Origin of the sequence: Nonomuraea sp. NPDC049141, from assembly GCF_040648415.1 — a bacterium.
Lineage (GTDB): Bacteria > Actinomycetota > Actinomycetes > Streptosporangiales > Streptosporangiaceae > Nonomuraea.
Genome location: NZ_JBEZDR010000003.1, coordinates 392,848 through 409,290, shown reverse-complemented (window position 1 = coordinate 409,290; position 16,443 = coordinate 392,848). Strand labels below are relative to the sequence as shown.

General features: G+C 71.5%; 14 protein-coding genes. 1 reads left to right on the top strand and 13 read right to left on the bottom strand.

What is annotated here, in order from left to right:
* Window positions 1-5: 5 nt before the first annotated feature.
* Genes AB0B91_RS10510 through AB0B91_RS10480 form a run of 7 tightly spaced genes read right to left on the bottom strand, consistent with a single transcriptional unit; the run spans window position 6 to window position 8,306 of the window.
* Window positions 6-1,979, bottom strand: coding sequence for an ABC transporter ATP-binding protein (locus AB0B91_RS10510; protein WP_358318012.1), 1,974 nt, complete (start codon window positions 1,977-1,979; stop codon window positions 6-8).
* Window positions 1,976-3,691, bottom strand: a complete 1,716-nt coding sequence (locus AB0B91_RS10505) for an ABC transporter ATP-binding protein (RefSeq protein WP_358318011.1) — start codon at window positions 3,689-3,691, stop codon at window positions 1,976-1,978. Before AB0B91_RS10505 ends, AB0B91_RS10510 begins: the two co-directional genes overlap by 4 nt.
* 53 nt (window positions 3,692-3,744) lie before the next feature.
* Window positions 3,745-4,014 carry an MbtH family protein gene (locus AB0B91_RS10500; protein ID WP_358318010.1) on the bottom strand — a complete coding sequence of 90 codons (270 nt, stop codon included), beginning with the start codon at window positions 4,012-4,014 and terminating at the stop codon, window positions 3,745-3,747.
* Window positions 3,963-4,868 carry an ABC transporter ATP-binding protein gene (locus AB0B91_RS10495; protein ID WP_358318009.1) on the bottom strand — a complete coding sequence of 302 codons (906 nt, stop codon included), beginning with the start codon at window positions 4,866-4,868 and terminating at the stop codon, window positions 3,963-3,965. The genes AB0B91_RS10500 and AB0B91_RS10495 overlap by 52 nt, the downstream gene beginning before the upstream one ends.
* Window positions 4,869-4,879: 11 nt before the next feature.
* Window positions 4,880-5,926: an iron chelate uptake ABC transporter family permease subunit gene (locus AB0B91_RS10490; RefSeq protein ID WP_358318008.1), complete on the bottom strand. Its 1,047-nt coding sequence runs from the start codon at window positions 5,924-5,926 to the stop codon at window positions 4,880-4,882.
* Window positions 5,923-6,939, bottom strand: a complete 1,017-nt coding sequence (locus AB0B91_RS10485) for an iron chelate uptake ABC transporter family permease subunit (RefSeq protein WP_358318007.1) — start codon at window positions 6,937-6,939, stop codon at window positions 5,923-5,925. Before AB0B91_RS10485 ends, AB0B91_RS10490 begins: the two co-directional genes overlap by 4 nt.
* Window positions 6,940-6,980: 41 nt before the next feature.
* A complete protein-coding gene (locus tag AB0B91_RS10480) occupies window positions 6,981-8,306 on the bottom strand; it encodes a SidA/IucD/PvdA family monooxygenase (protein WP_358318006.1) in 1,326 nt (441 codons plus the stop codon).
* A gap of 82 nt (window positions 8,307-8,388) precedes the next feature.
* Between AB0B91_RS10480 and AB0B91_RS10475 the strand changes: the two genes are divergently transcribed.
* On the top strand, window positions 8,389-9,327 hold the full coding sequence (locus AB0B91_RS10475) for a methionyl-tRNA formyltransferase (RefSeq protein ID WP_358318005.1): 939 nt from the start codon (window positions 8,389-8,391) through the stop codon (window positions 9,325-9,327).
* Window positions 9,328-9,331: 4 nt separating this feature from the next.
* Here AB0B91_RS10475 and AB0B91_RS10470 read toward each other — a convergent pair whose 3' ends face one another.
* From AB0B91_RS10470 to AB0B91_RS10445, 6 genes are read right to left on the bottom strand one after another with little or no spacing between them, the layout of a single operon-like run.
* Window positions 9,332-10,873: an FGGY-family carbohydrate kinase gene (locus AB0B91_RS10470; protein ID WP_358318004.1), complete on the bottom strand. Its 1,542-nt coding sequence runs from the start codon at window positions 10,871-10,873 to the stop codon at window positions 9,332-9,334.
* Window positions 10,874-10,918: 45 nt separating this feature from the next.
* Window positions 10,919-11,398: an RpiB/LacA/LacB family sugar-phosphate isomerase gene (locus tag AB0B91_RS10465; RefSeq protein WP_358016500.1), complete on the bottom strand. Its 480-nt coding sequence runs from the start codon at window positions 11,396-11,398 to the stop codon at window positions 10,919-10,921.
* A gap of 49 nt (window positions 11,399-11,447) precedes the next feature.
* Window positions 11,448-13,193, bottom strand: a complete 1,746-nt coding sequence (locus tag AB0B91_RS10460; RefSeq protein WP_358318003.1) for a dihydroxyacetone kinase family protein — start codon at window positions 13,191-13,193, stop codon at window positions 11,448-11,450.
* Complete coding sequence (locus AB0B91_RS10455; protein ID WP_358318002.1) at window positions 13,190-13,876, bottom strand: HAD family phosphatase; 687 nt, start codon at window positions 13,874-13,876, stop codon at window positions 13,190-13,192. Before AB0B91_RS10455 ends, AB0B91_RS10460 begins: the two co-directional genes overlap by 4 nt.
* Window positions 13,873-14,637: a DeoR/GlpR family DNA-binding transcription regulator gene (locus tag AB0B91_RS10450; RefSeq protein ID WP_358016491.1), complete on the bottom strand. Its 765-nt coding sequence runs from the start codon at window positions 14,635-14,637 to the stop codon at window positions 13,873-13,875. Before AB0B91_RS10450 ends, AB0B91_RS10455 begins: the two co-directional genes overlap by 4 nt.
* A 38-nt stretch (window positions 14,638-14,675) precedes the next feature.
* Entirely contained in the window at window positions 14,676-16,391 is a 1,716-nt protein-coding gene (locus AB0B91_RS10445; protein ID WP_358318001.1) for a glycerol-3-phosphate dehydrogenase/oxidase, read from the bottom strand.
* Window positions 16,392-16,443 lie beyond the last annotated feature (52 nt).

Below are 16,443 nucleotides of genomic sequence, written 5' to 3'. Positions count from 1 at the left end.
GCAACTTAGGTTAGCCTAGCCTTACTTGATGGGGAAGTGGGGGTACGCGTCTCCCAGGCCCGCCACAGTTCGGCGTACCGGCCGCCGGCGGCGACCAGCTCGTGATGCGGCCCTTCCTCGAGGACCCGGCCGTGTTCGAGGACGATCACCCGGTCGGCCGAGGCCGCCTGGGTGAGCCGGTGGGCGACGATCAGGGTGGTCCGTCCCCGGGTCGCCGCGGCGGCGGATTCCTCGATGTCACGGGCGCCCAGGCTGCCCGCCTCCGCCGTGGCCTCGTCGAGGACGGCGATCGCGGGGTCCACGAGGACCAGCCGGGCGAGCGCGAGCTGCTGGGCCTGGGCCGCGGTGAGCTCGTGACCGCCTTCGCCGACCACCGTGTCGAGGCCGTCCGGGAGGCCCTGGGCCCAGTCGAGGGCGCCGACGGTGGCCAGCGCCCGGGTGGCCTCGTCCGGGGAGGCTCCCGGCCGGGCCAGGCGCAGGTCCTCGATCAGCGGCCCGGCGAAGACGTGTGTCTCCTGGGTGACGATCGCCACCCGCTCGCGCAGGTCGGCCGGAGCGAGCTCCGCCAGCGGCACGCCGCCGACCCGCGCCTCGCCGTGACCGGGGCGCAGGATCCCGGCTGCGATCGCCGCGAGGGTGGACTTGCCCGCCCCCGTCGATCCGACCAGCGCCACCCGCGCGCCCGCCGCGACCCGGACGCTCACACCATCGAGCACATCGACCTGACCGTCATAGCTGAAGCGCACGCCGGACAACTCCAACGAACCGTCCTCCGGCAGACGCGGCTCACCGGACAATTCCGGCGAGCCGTCCGCCGGCACGTGCGGCTCTCCGTCCGGGTCGTCGCCGGTGGCCGGGCGCGGTGTCGGGGTGAGCTCGACCACCCCGACGAGGCGGGCCAGGCTCGCGCCCGCCGCCTGTACCTCGTCGAAGGTGAACAGCAGCATCCCGATCGGGTTGAACAGGCGGTGGAAGAGGACCGCCGCCGCCGCGCTCTCGCCGACCGTGACCGACCCGCCACGCACCAGCAGGAACCCCGCTATCAGGATCGCGGCCAGGCCGAAGAACTCCGCCCGGTTGACCCGCCCGACAAAGCGGGTGAACAGCCTGAAGACCGACACCGAGATGTCCCGAGCCCGCCCGGAGGCGATCCCGATGTCGTGCAGGCGGGCCTGTTCCAAGCGGTAGGCGTGCACCGTACGGACGCCCTGCATATTCTCGACCAAAAGCTGCGAGGAGTCCGCCACCGCCCGCCGCTCCCTGGCGTACTGGGGCGCCGCCTTCGGCAGGTACCACCGCAGAGCCATCGCGTACAACGGCACCGCGACCGCGCCGGCCAGCCCCAGCCGCCAGTCGATCCCGGCCATCGCGGCGACGCTCAGGACGCCCAGCAGGAACGCCGAGATCATCGTGGGGATCACGTCGGAGGCGGCCTTGCCGATCGACGCGGCGTCCGTGCCCACCCGCGAGAGCAGGTCGCCCTTGCCGGTACGTTCGAGCGTCGTGGCCGGCAAGGTCAGTGCCCGGGCCACGGTCGCCTCCCGCAGCACCGCGAGGATCTGCCCGCACAACCGGCCGATCAGGTACGTGGCCAGGCCGGTGGTCACGCCCCCGACCACGGCGGCGACAGTGATCACGATCGTGATGGGCACGATCGCGGAGCCAGGGGCGTGCTCCCGCACCCGGTCCACGAGCGCGCCCAGCGCGTAGGCCGGGACCACGGAGGCGACCGCCCCCACCAGGCCCACCAGCAGCGCGAAGGTGAGGTTCAGCCACCGGCCGCGCAGCTCCCGCCACAGCCACGACCACGTCAGTCGCGCGCCCGCGATCGGCAGCAGCTCACGGTCAGACGCTTCGGCGATCGACGGCGCCTCGCGGTCGAGCGAGCCGGCTGTCGGGAGCGGCCCACGGTCAGGCGCTCCGGTGATCGGCTCGCGGTCGAGTTCCGCGGCCGGGTTGTCGCCGTCTGGTCCGGTCATCTCAGTACCGCCCGGTTGTAGTTCCTGTCTGTCGCGGCCAGTTCGGCGTGGGCTCCTTCGGCGACCACCCGGCCGTCGTCGATGACGACGACCCGGTCCGTGACGGCCAGCATCGCGGGGCTGCTCGTGATCACGACGGTGGTGAACGGCCCTGTCTCGTCCAGTGGGTGCCGCAGCGCCCGTACGCCTTGGGCGATCGCGTGTTCGGTGACGGCGTCGACGGCCGTCGTCGGGTCGTGCAGGACGAGGATCGGTGGCCGGGCCATCAGCGCCCGGGCGAGGGCGACCCGTTGCCGCTGCCCGCCCGACAGGCTGGCACCCCGCTCGGTGACGAGGTGCTCCAGACCGTCGGGATGCGCGGAGAGCACCTGATCGGCCGCCGACGCGGCCAGGACCCCGGCCAGCACTTCCGCCGGACTTCCCGCCTGGCGCTCCGGCGGGTCCTCGGTCAGGTCCATCGGCGGTGCGCCGGCGGTGACGTTGTCTCTGATCGTGCCCGTGAACAGGTCCGTGTGGTGGGGTTCGACCAGCATCGTCCGGCGGAGCTGCGCCAGCCGGACGCGGGCCAGTTGCCGGTCGCCGACCAGGATCTGGCCGTCGTACTCCGCCGGTGCCACCCGCCCCGAGAGGATCTTGACCAGCGCCTCCCCGTCGGCGGCGCGGTGTGCCGCCACGCCCACGAACTCGCCGGGACGCACGATCAGGTCCACCCCGTCGAGCGTGCCGTATTTGAGCGCGCGCACCTCCAGCTCGGGCGCTCCGTCGGGGGCGAGTTCCTCGACGCCCTCGGGCACCAGCGGGTCCGCGTCCAGGACGACGGCCACCCGATCGGCCGACGCCCGCGCCTCGGCGACCCAGCTCGGGACGATGGCCAGCAGCCCTATCGGCTCCATCAGGAACTGGGCGAGTCCGATGACGGTGATGAGCTCCCCGGCGCTGATCCGCCCGTTCAGCGCGAACCAGCCGGCCAGGATCGCGATGCCGCAGGCCAGCAGCGCGCCGCAGACCGTCGAGGCGGCCACGTACACACCCTGGGTGCGGGCCGCCCGGACGATGGCCCGCAGCGAACGCCCGCTGACCTCCCGGTAACGCTGGGCGGCCGCCTCCTCGGCGCCGATGCCGCGCAGCGGGCGCAGGCCGCTGACCAGGTCGGTCGCCAGTGACGTGGCCTCGGCCGCGCGTTCCTGCTGCTCGGCCACCCGCTTGGTGATCAGCGGCGTACCCGCCTGCAGCGCGAGGAGCACCACGGGCGTTCCGACGAGGACGGCCAGCCCGAGCCGGACGTCGATCACGAGCAGCGCGACGGCGCTCACCACGGTGGCCGTCACCGCACCGGCGACGCGTGGTACATAGTCCAGCAGGTACGAGGTGTTGTCCGTGTCGGTGGTCGAGACGGTGAGCAGGTCGCCGGCCCGCTGGTCGGTACGGATGCCACGCGGATGCATGATCTTCGTGGCGACCTCGACCCGGAGCGTGTGGGCCTCCACCGCGATGGCGAGCATGAGCTGCCGGGCACCGAACCGGTACACCGTCGTCAGCACGCCGAACAGCACCCCCAGCGCCGCCACCCAGAGCACCAGGGCGCCGCCGTCGCCGGGGCCGATGGCCCGGTCGACGATGACGCCGATGAAGATCGGCACGAGTGACTCGCACACCTGGTGGAGGCTGATGAGACCGGTTCCCAGGCCCAGCCGCCGCCGGTTGCGGGTCACCGTACGCAGAAGGATGCGCCACCCCGTCCAGGGCCGCGCTGCCGCTGACGCGCTCAGCTGTCGTTCACCTGCACCGAAGCGGGGCCCGAAGCACGGGCCGAAGCATGGGCCATGCTTTCGCGCAGGCTCTTGGGACGCAGGTCCGTCCAGTTCTGGTCGACGTAGTCGAGGCACTCCTGCCGCTTGCCCTGCCCGCCTTCACCGAAGACGATCCGCCAGCCGGCGGGCACCTCCTTGAAGGTCGGCCACAGGGAGTGCTGCTCCTCGTCGTTCACCAGGACGTAGAAGGTGCCGCTCTCGTCGTCGAAGGGGTTGTCGGACACTGTGCCTCCTCGGCATCGGGGATGGGTTGGGATCGCGGGATGACCAGGGGTGTGTGCGTCTCCGGGTCGTCGATGATCCGGCAGGGCAGGCCGAACACGTCCTCGATCAGCTCGGCGGTGATGATCGTCTTGGGGTCGCCCCGCGCCACGATCGAGCCCGCCTTCATGGCGATGATGTGGTCGGCGTACCGGCAGGCCTGGTTGAGGTCGTGCAGGACGGCGACGGTGGTGTTGCGGCGTTCGCGGTTCAGGCGCCGGCACAGTTCGAGCAGCTCGATCTGGTGGCCGATGTCGAGGAATGTGGTGGGCTCGTCGAGCAGCACGATCGGAGTCTGCTGGGCGAGCACCATCGCGACCCAGACCCGCTGGCGCTGCCCGCCGGACAGCGTGTCCACCAGCCGGCCCGACAGGTCGAGCACGCCGGTCGCCGTCATCGCGGCCACCACGGCGGCCTCGTCCTCGGCCGACCACTGCCTGATCAGCTTCTGGTAGGGGTACCGGCCGCGGGCCACCAGGTCGGCCGCGGTGATGCCGTCGGGCGCGATCGACGACTGCGGCAGCAGACCGAGCCGCCGGGCGACCTCCTTGGCCGGATAGGCGTGGATGTCCTTGCCGTCCAGCACCACCTGCCCGGCGTCCGGCTTGAGCAGCCGTGACAGCGCCCTGAGCAGCGTGGACTTGCCGCACGCGTTCGGCCCGACGATCACGGTGAACCGCCCGTCGGGCACGTCCACGCTCAGGTGTTCGCTGATCGGCCGCCGGCCGTACCCCACGGTGATGTCCCGGGCGCTCAAGCGCGCCTCTGTGCTCGGCATAAGCGCCGGTGTGCTCGGCGTGAGCGGTGTGCTCGGCATGACTCGCCTCCTCATCGGCTGCGCGCGTGCCTGGCCAGCAGCCACGCGAAGTAGACGCCACCCAGCGACACCGTGACGATGCCGACCGGGAGCTGGATGGGGGCGAAGGCCCGCTGCGCGAGCCAGTCGCTCGTGGCCAGCAGCAGCGCGCCCGTGACCGCGGACGGCACCAGCGCGATGCCGGCCGTACGCGTCAGCAGGCGGGCGAGCTGCGGGACGGCCAGCGCGACGAACGAGATCGGCCCGGCGGCCGCGGTCGCCACCGCCGTCAGCGCCACCCCGATGACGAGGTACGCCAGGCGGGACCGCTCCGCGCGGACGCCGAGCGCCGCGGCGGCGTCGTCCCCCATCGCCAGCAGGGACAGGCGCGGCCCGAGTGCCATCAGGAGCGCGGTCAGCACCGCGACCGAGACGGCCACGGGCAGGACCTGGTCCCAGCCCAGGGTGTTCAGGCTGCCCTGTCCCCAGATCGCGGCCGCGACGGCGGTCTGCAGGTTCACCTTGATGACGAACCACTGGTTGGCCGCGCCGAGGACCGCGCCGACCGCGATCCCCACGATGATCAGCCGGAACCCCTGCACACCCTTCCGGTACGCCAGCAGGTAGACCACCGCGGCGGCGAGCAGGCCGCCTGCCAGCGCGCCCGCGGCCGTCTGGTAGTAGTCGCGGCCCACGAACATCATCGTGACGAGCACCCCGGTGTACGCCCCGGTGTTGAACCCGATCACGTCGGGGCTGCCCAGCGGATTACGCATCAACGACTGGAACACGGCACCGCTGAGCCCCAGGGCCGTCCCGATGATCAGGGACAGCAGCACCCGTGGCAGCCGCCACTCCACGACCACCAGCCGGGCGGGGCCCTGTTCACCGCCCAGCAGGACGCGGACCACCTCCCCCACGGGCACCTCGAACTCACCGGTGCCAAGTGCCAGCACGCCCACCGCGAGGGCGGCCACGCCCAGCACCGCGCAGATGATCCCGGTACGCACGCCGAGCCGCAGGGACAGCGCCGCGCCGCGCACGACCACGACCCGCCTGCCGAAGTCCAACCCGGTCATGGCCCGCTCACCGTTCTGCGGCGGATCAGCCAGATCAGCACCGGGGCGCCCACGAACGCGGTCACGATCCCCACCTGCAGCTCGGCCGGCCGGATCACCACCCGGCCGACGACGTCGGCGGCGAGCAGCAGAATCGGCGCGCAGACCACCGTGTAGGCGAAGATCCAGCGCTGGTCCGGCCCGACGATCCAGCGAGCGGCATGCGGCACCATCAGTCCCACGAACCCGATCGGCCCGACCGCCGCGGTCGCCGCGCCCGCCAGCAGGGTCACCGAGAGCATGGACAGGGCCCGTGCCCGGCCGATGTTCGTGCCCAGCGACCGGGCGAGATCGTCCCCCAGAGCGATGGCGTTGAGCGAACGCGCGACAACCAGTGCCAGGACCAGCCCCGCCACGACGAACGGCGCCACGGCTCCCGCGATCGACAGCGGCCGGCCCGTCAGGGTGCCGACGTCCCAGAACCGCAGGTAGTCGAACGCCCGCGGCTTCAGCAGCCGGATCCCGGCCGAGACGCCCTCCATGACCGCGCCGAGCGCCACCCCGGCGAGCGTCAGCTGGACCGGCGTCGCGCCCCTGCGCCCCGCCGAGCCCAGGGCGTACACCAGGACCATCGCCACGGCGCTCCCGAGGAAGGCGAACCACACGTACGACCAGATGCCGCTGAGCCCCAGCACCCCGATCGCGAAGACCACGAACAGGCCCGCGCCCGCGTTGATGCCGAGGATCTGGGTGTCGGCCAGCGGGTTCCGGGTCACGGCCTGGAGGACCGCGCCCGAGATGCCCAGCGCCGCGCCGACGAGCAGGCCCAGCGCGGTCCTGGGGACGCGCAGCTCGCGTACGAGTGCCTGGTCGTCGGTGTTGGTGAAGTGGGCGAAGGCGTTCCAGACCGTGGCTGGCGCGATGTTCTTGGTGCCGATCACGATGCTCAGGACGCAGGCGGCGGCCAGCAGCGCCACGCACACCGCCAGCCACGCGCTCCGGCCCGTGTTGGTCGCGGCGACGCCGCCGGTCACCGCCTGCTCCGCCTGTCCCGGACGTAAGCGCAGGGCTACCACTAGCTCGTGGCTCGTGCGCGGCCGGCGAGCAGGGAGTCGCGGATCTCGCCGGCGCGGACGGCCGTCGTGGACAGCAGCGTGGAGGTGATGCCGTGGGTGTGCTCGCTGGCCCCCTGTACGTAGATGCCCGCGGACACGTGCCAGGGCACCTCGACCCGGTAGTCGCGGCCGATCCGTACCTCGTCCTCCTCGTCCCGCAGGCAGAGCTTGGCCGTCTCGCCGAGCACGGTGCCGAGGTCCTGGGGGCGGTAGCCGGTGGCGTGCACCAGGATGTCCGTGGCCAGCACCTCCCGCTCGCCGGTGGGCAGGTACTCCACCGTGACGTCCAGGCGGTCGCCGGCGACGCTGACGTCCCTGATGCGGGAGACCTTGAGGATGCGCAGGCGTTCGTTGCCCTGGACCTTCTCGCGGTACATGGTCGCGTACAGGGACTCGATGAGGTCCATGTCGACCACCGAGTAGTTGGTGCCGCGGTGGTATTCGTAGAGCGCCTGCTTGACCGGGGCCGGGGCCTGGAAGAAGGTGTCGACGGCTTCGGGGTCGAAGATCCGGTTCGCGAAGGGGCTGTCGTCGGCGGGGGTGTAGCCGTACTTGGCGAACACCGCGCACACCTCGGCCCCGGTGAAGGTCCGGTGGAGATAGTCGGCCGTCTCGGCCGCGCTCTGCCCGGCCCCGAGCACCAGGATCCGGCGCACCGGGACACCGGCCTCGGTGAGGGCGGCCACCCGCGGGATCAGCTCGCTGTTGTGCCACACCCGGTCCGACAGGGCGGCGCCCGGCGGCAGGTGCGGTTCGAGGCCGGTGGCGACGCAGATGTTGCGGGTGCGGCGGACGATGACGCGATCCGGGTCGGCGGGGTCGCGGCTGATCACGTCGAACAGGCGGACCTCGCCGTCCTCGGTGACGACCGGCTCGATGGACACGACCTCGGCGGAGTACTCGACCACGTCCCGCATCCGGGCCGCGGCCCACTCGAAGTAGCCGTGGAAGTCGATTCTTAACGGGAACAGCGTCTTGTGGTTGAGAAAGTCCACCAGCCTGCCGCGCTCCTTCAGGTAGCACAGGAAGCTGAAGTCGCTCGCCGGGTCACGCATGGTGACCAGGTCCTTCAGGAACGACACCTGCATGGTGGCGTCGTCGAGCAGCATCCCCCGGTGCCAGCCGAAGGCGGGCTGCTTCTCCAGGAACCCGGCGCGGAGCCGCTCCGCTTCCGGAACCCGTGCGTTGTGCTCGTCGACGGCTATGGCCAGCGCCAGGTTCGACGGCCCGAAACCTACGCCCAGGATGTCGTAGATGCTGTCCGGTCCACTCGGCAGTGTGTCCACCGCGGCATCGCCTCCCTCATCGTGGTCATAGTAGATAAGGTTAGGCTAACCTTTCAATAATCATGAAGGAGAGGGTGCGATCATGCGAGTGGTCATGTTCGGGTACCAGACCTGGGGTCATCGGACGCTGCGTGCCCTGCTCGACTCCGGGCATGACGTGATCCTCGCCGTCACCCATCCCAAGAGTGAGCACGCGTACGAGAAGATCTGGGACGACTCGGTCGCGGAGCTCGCGGCCGAGCATGACGTACCGGTGCTGCTGCGCAACCGGCCCGACGACGCCGGGCTCCTTCAGACGCTCAAGGACGCCGCGCCGGACATCATCGTCGCCAACAACTGGCGGACCTGGCTGCCGCCGGAGATCTTCGACCTGCCGCCGCACGGCACGCTCAACGTCCACGATTCGCTGCTTCCGGCGTACGCGGGCTTCTCCCCGCTGATCTGGGCGTTGATCAACGGAGAGAAGGAGGTCGGCGTCACCGCGCACCGCATGAACGCCGAGCTGGACGCGGGCGACATCCTGCTGCAGCGGGCCGTACCCGTGCAGGACGGCGACACCGCGACCGACCTCTTCCACCGGACGGTGGACCTGATCGAGCCGATCGTGCGGGAGTCGCTGGACCTGATCGCCTCCGGTCAGGCGCGGTGGGTCCCCCAGGACCGCGCCGAAGCCAGCTTCTTCCACAAACGGTCGGTCGAAGACGGCCGGATCGACTGGAACTGGCCGGCCGAGGACCTGGAGCGGCTGATCCGCGCCCAGTCGGACCCGTACCCGCACGCCTTCACCCACCATCGCGGTGAGCGGATCGAGATCCTGTCGGCCGCGGTGTCGCGGGCCCGCTACGGCGGCACCCCTGGACGGATCTTCATCCGGGAGGGGGACGGCGTGGCCATCGTCTCCGGCTCGGACGCCCGCAAGGGACAGCGGCGCGGGCTGCTGGTGAGACGGCTGCGGACGCCGGACGGCGTCGAGCACGCGGCCACCGACTACTTCCGCACCATGGGTGGCTATCTCGGGTAGTCGCTCAGGCGAGAACGACTGGGCCGGGGTCCTCCCAGGGGACCGGGTCGGCCGCCTGGTATCGGGCCCGGGACACGGCCAGGCGGTCCCAGTTGTTCATCACCCCGTCGCGGATGGCCAGGAAGTCCCCGTACAGGTCGTCATACAGAGCGGACCGCCGCGCGTCGGGCTCGAAGACGTCGCGCGGCACCACGTGCCGTTCCACCGCGGCCCGCACGGAGGGCACGGCGCCGGAGGCGACGAGCGCGGTGACGAACGCCCCCTTGGCCCCGATCTCGGAGTCGGCGGACCGCATCGTGGGCACGCCGGTGATGTCGGCGAGCAACTGGCACCAGAAGTCACTGTTCGCCCCGCCACCCGTGATCCGCAGCTCCGTGGCGCGGGTGCCCGAGAACTCCAGGCATTCGCGCACGACATAGCTCATCCCTTCCAGCATGGCGCGGGCGATATGGGACCTGGTGTGCTCGAAGGAGAGCCCGCTCATCGAGCCGCGGGCCCGGGTGTCCCGGAACGGGGCGCGCTCGCCCGCGGGACTGAGGTACGGGTGGAAGAAGATGCCGCCCGCGCCGGGATCGGTGGTCTGCGCGAGGTCGGAGATCCAGTTGGGCTTGTCCAGGCCGATGAGCTTCATCCCCCAGCCGATGGCCTCCACCCCGGCCATGGCGGCGAGGGAGCGCAGGTATCCGCCCGGCGCTCCGGAGGGCAGGGTCATCCCGGCCGGCGTGCCAGAGGTGTCGACCGCGGCGACGGGTGTCCCGGTGGACAGGGTGGTCCCGAGGATCGTGCAGGTCTGTCCCGGTGTGACGGCCCCGATGCCGAGCGCCGTGGCCGGGATGTCGAACGGCGCCATGACCACCGGCAGCCCGGCCGGGAGCCGCAGCTCCGCCGCCGCCTGGGCCTGCAGCTCGCCGATCCGGTCGCCGTCGCCGCGGACGCCGGGCAGGAGGCGTTCGGCCCAAGGCATGCCGAGGAGGTCGAGAACCTCGGGCGAGTAGGTACGCCCGCGGATGTCGAGGAACGGCGAGGCGGCGTCGGACTCCTCGACCGCGTACTCGCCGGTGAGCCGCAGGAACAGCCAGCCGCCGCAGTACAGCGCCTTGTGAGACCCGTCGAGCCGCTGCCGGTCGTTGGCCCGCAACCACTTCAGGATGGCACCGGACGTGCCGGCGAAGCCGTAGTTGCCGTTGATCCGGAAGGCGTCGTCGAGCACCCCGCCGGCCTCCCAGCGGTCGATGATGTCACCGGCCCGCCCGTCGTTCCACAGAATGGCCGGCCCCGTGGGGCGGCCGTCGGGTCCCACCAGCCAGCATCCGTCCCCCTGCCCGGTGAACGCGAGCATCCGCACCGGCTCGCGGCAACCGTGGACGACGGACCGGACGGTGTACACGACCGCGTCCCAGACGCCGTACATGTCCTGCTCGCTGAAGCCCGGGGAAGGTCGCCGGACCTGCGTCGCCTGGCGGGCGACCTGCAGCTCGCGGCCCTCGTCGTCGAACATCACGGCCTTGACCATGGTGGTGCCCGCGTCGACGCACAGGATGGCCATGCTTCTCGCTCCTTCGTGACCGCGCCAATCTCCGGGGAGGGATCCCTAGCTCGCGGTGCGTTCCTCGTAGCGGGTGATGACCACGACCTTCTCATTCGACGGGGAGGAGCTGTCGAACTCGTAGCCGAGCCACTCCTTGACCAGGCGGCGGGCCAGCTCGGGCCCGATCACGCGCTGGCCGAGCGTGAGCACCTGGCAGTCGTTGGACAGGATCGACCGCTCGGCGCTGAAGGAGTCGTGAGCGACCGTGGCGCGCACGCCGGGCACCTTGTTGGCGCTGATGGCCATGCCGATGCCGGTGCCGCAGATCAGCACACCCCTGTCGATCTCCCCCGCCGCGACGAGCTCGGCGAGCCTGATCCCGACCTCGCCGTAGGACTCGCTCTCCGGATCCGACGCGGGGACACCGAGGTCGCGGACCGACTCCACGCGGTCGTCGGCCCGCAGGTCCGCGAGGATCATCTCCTTGTAGGCGAGCCCGGCGACGTCACAACCGATCGCCATCCGCCAGCGCTTGGAAACCATGGACAGTCGTCTCCTTCGTACGTTCCTTCAGTCGGGCCTTCGGGCGGCGTCAGCCGCGGTGCCGGGCGAGTACGTCGCCGACGGCTGTGAGGATGAGGCCCATAGAGGTCGCGCCGGCGTCCGGGGACCCGACACTGCGTTTGGCCAGGGGCCGGGCCCGGCCGATCCTGGGCACGAGCCGCGAGGTGGCGGCGGCCGCCTCGACCGCGGACCGGGCCGCGGCGGCCCAGGCGTCGGCGAGCGCGGCGCCCGCGGCGAGGTTGGCGTCGAGGGCGTCGACGAACGGGAAGAGCGCGTCGAGCATGGTCTTGTCGCCGAGTTCGGCGCCGCCGAAATCCTTCATCGCCGCCGCGCCCCGCCGCACGGCCCGCGCGAGCCGGGCCGGGTCGACGGGCTCGACGTCGCCGAGGGACTCCCCGATCGTGCGCAGGAACAGGCTCCACAGCACCCCGGAGGTGCCACCTGCCCGGTCACCGAAGGCGCTCGCGGCGGCGGCGAGCACGGTCTCGACGCCTCCCCTGGCCGCCTCGGCGGCTGACTGGGCGGCGCGCGACCCGCGAACCATGCCGGAGCCATGGTCGCCGTCGCCGGCGACCGCGTCGATCCGCGCCAGTTCGTCCTCGTGCTCGACCACGACGGCGGTCATCGCGCGGAGCGCGTCCCGGACGACGGCGGCGGCGCACTCCGACTCGGGGCCGGCCTGCTCGGCGGCGCCCGCCACGGCGGCCTGTCCCGGGGGCACGTAGCGTTCGAAGGTCTCGCTGCGTTCCAAGACCTCGGCGCGTTCGAAGGCGTGGACACCGCCCCGGCGGAAGGCGGGTGTCTGTGCCGGGGCCCGCCAGAGCTCGTCCAGCTCGTCGTCCAGCCAGGTGATCGAGAGCGAGCAGCCCGCCATGTCCAGGCTCGTGACCAGCTCGCCGACCTCCGGCATGACCGGCTCGACGCCGGCGTCGGCGAGCAGCGGCCACACGTTGCTCCAGAGCAGGAACAGCTCCTCGTACTTGGTGGCCCCGAGGCCGTTGAGGAGCACGGCGGCGCGACGGGCGCCCGCCGGACGTTCGGCGAGGAGCGGCTCCACCAGCGCGGCGGCGATCTTCGACGCGGGCATCCAGGCATCGGATCGGACGCCGGGCTCGCCGTGGATGCCCAGCCCGAAGTCCATCGTCCGCTCGGCCACGGCGAACAGCGGGCCGGACTGCCCCGGGAACGTACAGCCGGCGAAGGCGACACCGAACGAGAACGTACGGGCGTTGGCCGCGCGCATGATCCGCTCCACCGTGTCGAGATCGTCGCCGCGCTCCGCGGCGGCACCTCCGGCCTTGTAGACGGTGAACGTGCCGGCGATGCCGCGCCGCTTGTCCATCTCGGCGGCGGTGGCGGAGGCGATGTCGTCGGTCACGTACACGATGCGGACGTCGACGCCCTCCGCGCGCAGGCGATCGGCGGCGGCGGCGAAGTTCAGCCGGTCACCGGCGTAGTTGCCGAAGGCCAGAACCAGTCCGGCGCCGCCGTGCGCGGCGCGCGCGACCCGGTAGACCTGCTCGGCCGAGGGCGAGGTGAAGACGTCACCGAGCACGGCTCCGTCGGCGAACCCGACGCCGGTCACCCCCGAGTAGGACGGATAATGACCCGATCCACCGCCGACGATCAGGCTGACCTTGCCCGCGCGCGGGCCGCCGGACCGGATGAAACCGGAGGCTCCGGGCACCTGGCGGACGTAGTCCGGGTAGGCGAGGGCGAACCCGTTGATGACCTCGTTCTTGAAGTCGGCGGGATCGTTGAAGATCTTGGTCACGGGCGTACTCCCTCCGGCAGCTGCGCGAGGATGAACTCACGCGCATCGACGTGATCGGCGGCAAGGTGGTCCGCCAGCGCCGCCGCATCCGGTTTGGGCGGGTAGGTGGCGTTCGGAATCCCGACGACGAGCAGGCCGGCGGCGTACGCGGCCCGGATGCCGTTGCTGGAGTCCTCCACGGCGAGGCCGTTGCCGGGGCTGATCCCGAGCAGGGCGACGGCCTCGAGGTAGACGTCGGGGCTCGGCTTGCCGCGAGGCACCTCCTCACTCGACACGGTGGCGGTGAACAGGCCGGCCAGGTCGTGATGGTGGAGCACCGCGTCGATGGCCCGGCGGGCGGCCGACGAGGCCAGCGCGATGGGGACGCGGGCGCTCACGCTGGTGACCAGCTCTTTCGCGCCGGGGAGAAGTGCGGCCTCACCGCGCCGGATGCGGCTGACCAGCCCGTCCACGCAGTAGTCGCGGGCCACGTCCGCGTCGCCGGGGGCGCCGACGTGGTGGGCGAGGTAGCCGGCCCACTCGATCGAGCTCATGCCCTGGACGGCCAGAGTGTCGGACAGCTCCCACGGGCGCCCTCGAGATTCGGAGAAGTCGCGCCAGACCTCCTCCCAGAGGTGCTCGCTCTCGATGATCACACCATCCAGATCGAAGACGACCCCCTCGATGGTCTGGGCGTGGGTCATGAGGCCACCTCCACGGTCGCTCCGGCCGCCTCAAGGGCTTCGAGCGCCTGCGGGCTCGCCTCGGAGTCGGTGATCACTAGATCGAAGACGGACAGGGGAGCCAGCCCGTGCAGCGCGGTCTTGTCCAGCTTGCTGCTGTCCACCAGCAGGTAGCGCACGGAGGCGGACCCGATCATCGCCCGCTTGAACGCCACGATGCGCTCCTCCTGGTGGTAGGCGTGACCGGCCGCGACGGCCGAGGTGGACATGAACAGCACGTCGGCGTGAATGGCCTTGATGACCTCGATGGCGTGCATGCCCTGGAAGGAGTCGTGCAGTGGGTCATAGTCGCCGCCGATCCCGATGACGCGGATGTCCGGCAGGGCGGTCAGCTCCTTGAGCGCGGCCATGAAGTTCGTGGCGACGTGCAGCGGCGCGTACTCCGCGAGGCCGGGCACCATGTGCAGGACAGTCGTCGAGTCGTCGAGCATCACGGACATGCCGGGTTCGACGTGGCGCAGCGCCGCCTGGGCGATCCGGCGCTTGTGCTCGATGGCGGTCGCGTGCCGGAACGCCACGCGGGCCTCGAACACCCCGCTCGGCAGGGCGGTCGCGACGCCGCGCGCCTTGCGCAGGACGCCCTGCCGCTCGAGCTCGTCGAGGTCACGGTGAATCGTCATGACGCTGACGCCGAACATCTCCGCGAGTTCCTGCGCCGTCATCGACCCCTCCCCCAGGATGAGGTCGGCGATCTGGTTCTGACGAGCCTTGTTCTTTCGCACGGGGGCTCTTTCGGCGTCGGGGACAGTTTCAAGATTCGTCATAGTCGATCACCGTCGGCCACGCGAAGCCGGGGGTCTCTGACGATCTCGCGGGCGGCCACGGCCGACTCGTCGTCGGGGAGCCGCTGGGCGGCCAGTTCCGCCTCGAGCCGGGCGAGGTAGAAGCCGAGCTCCTTCCGCACCCGCTCGGCATCCCAGCCGAGCGCCGTGCCGATCACCGGGGCGACCGCGCGCGCGGCGGCGGCACCCCGATCGTGCGTCTCGATCGCGATGTGGGTACGGCGGGTCAGAACGTCGTCGAGGTGGAGCGCGCCCTCGTGCGTCACGGCGTAGACCGCCTCGGCGAGCAGGTAGTCCGGCGCGCCGTCGATGGGCCGCCCGAGTTCGGGCCGTTCGACGATCATGGCGATCAGGTCCTCGGTCAGCGAGCCGTAGCGACCGAGGAGGTGATCGGTCTGCTCCGGGGTGAGACCCACGGACGCGGCGAGGCCGGCCGCGCGCGCCCTGGTCTCGGCGTAGCCGAGGGCGCCGATCAGGGGGACGCTCTGGGTCCGCGACGAGGGCGTCTCGCGGCCGAGTCCCTTCACCGCCTCGTCGATCGCGTCCTTGGCCATGATCCGGTAAGTGGTGTACTTGCCGCCCGCGATCGTGGTGAACCCCGGGACGGAGGTCTCCACCGCGTGCTCCCGGCTGAGCCTGCTGGTCGTGCCGGCCTCGCCGTGGATGAGGGGGCGGAGCCCGGCGAAGACGCCGTCGACGTCGTCCCGGCCGAGCTCGGTCTCCAGCACGGCGTTCACGTTGCGCAGCAGGTAGTCGATGTCGGTCGAGGTCGCCGCCGGATGGTCGAGCCCGGCCGTCCACGCCGTGTCCGTGGTGCCGATCAGCCAATGGCGGCCCCAGCTCCGTACGAACAGGACGCTGTCCTCGGCGCGGACGAAGAGCGAGACGTCGCTGCGGATCCGCTCCCGCGGCACCATGATGTGGACGCCCTTGGACGCTTTCACGCTGAAGCCGGGCCTGCCTCCCGCGAGCCTGGCCAGCCCGTCCGTCCAGACGCCTGCGGCGTTGACCACGTGCCTGGCGCGGATGGTGAAGGTCTCTCCGGTCTCCAGGTCCTGTGCCTCCGCGCCGTGGACGGCGCCACCGGACCTGGTCAGCCCGACGACCTTGACGGCGGAGGCGACCTCCGCGCCGTGAGCCGCCGCGGTGCGGACGAGTTCCAGGGTGTGGCGCGAGTCGTCGACCTGGGTGTCGTAGAACGTGATCGCGCCGATCAGCCCGCTCTGCTTGACACCGGGCGCGAGGCGCCGCACCGCGCCGCGGGACAGGTGCCGGTGGCGGGGAACGGCGCCCGCGCCGCCCAGGGTGTCGTAGAGCAGGAGGCCCGCGCCCACGTAGGCGCGCTCCCAGAGCCGCCGGCGGAGCGGGTAGAGGAAGCGGATGGGCTTCACGAGGTGCGGCGCGATGTCCTTCAGGAGCAGCCTGCGCTCGCGCAGCGACTCGCGGACGAGGCCGACGTCGAACCGCTCGAGGTAGCGGAGGCCGCCGTGAATGAGCTTGCCCGATCGGCTGGACGTGCCGGCCGCGTAGTCACGCATCTCGACGAGGGCGACGGCCAGCCCGCGGGTGGCCGCGTCCAGGGCGGCCCCGGCTCCGGTGACGCCGCCGCCTATGACGAGGACGTCGTACTCCGTGCGGGCGAGTCGGGCCAGCGCTTCCGCGCGCCCCGCCGGGCTGAGCTGGCCGTTCGGCATGCGCTATCGGGCCCTTTCTGGCAGATGGTAGGGATGCTGGGTTCCAGGCTCG

What these genes read in the sequence shown, in the direction of transcription:
- AB0B91_RS10510 (WP_358318012.1), bottom strand. Translation starts at nt 1,979, where the DNA reads ATGACCGGACCAGACGGCGACAACCCGGCCGCGGAACTCGACCGCGAG.
- AB0B91_RS10495 (WP_358318009.1), bottom strand. Translation starts at nt 4,868, where the DNA reads ATGCCGAGCACACCGCTCACGCCGAGCACACCGGCGCTTATGCCGAGC.
- AB0B91_RS10490 (WP_358318008.1), bottom strand. Translation starts at nt 5,926, where the DNA reads ATGACCGGGTTGGACTTCGGCAGGCGGGTCGTGGTCGTGCGCGGCGCG.
- AB0B91_RS10475 (WP_358318005.1), top strand. Translation starts at nt 8,389, where the DNA reads ATGCGAGTGGTCATGTTCGGGTACCAGACCTGGGGTCATCGGACGCTG.
- AB0B91_RS10470 (WP_358318004.1), bottom strand. Translation starts at nt 10,873, where the DNA reads ATGGCCATCCTGTGCGTCGACGCGGGCACCACCATGGTCAAGGCCGTG.
- AB0B91_RS10465 (WP_358016500.1), bottom strand. Translation starts at nt 11,398, where the DNA reads ATGGTTTCCAAGCGCTGGCGGATGGCGATCGGTTGTGACGTCGCCGGG.
- AB0B91_RS10455 (WP_358318002.1), bottom strand. Translation starts at nt 13,876, where the DNA reads ATGACCCACGCCCAGACCATCGAGGGGGTCGTCTTCGATCTGGATGGT.
- AB0B91_RS10445 (WP_358318001.1), bottom strand. Translation starts at nt 16,391, where the DNA reads ATGCCGAACGGCCAGCTCAGCCCGGCGGGGCGCGCGGAAGCGCTGGCC.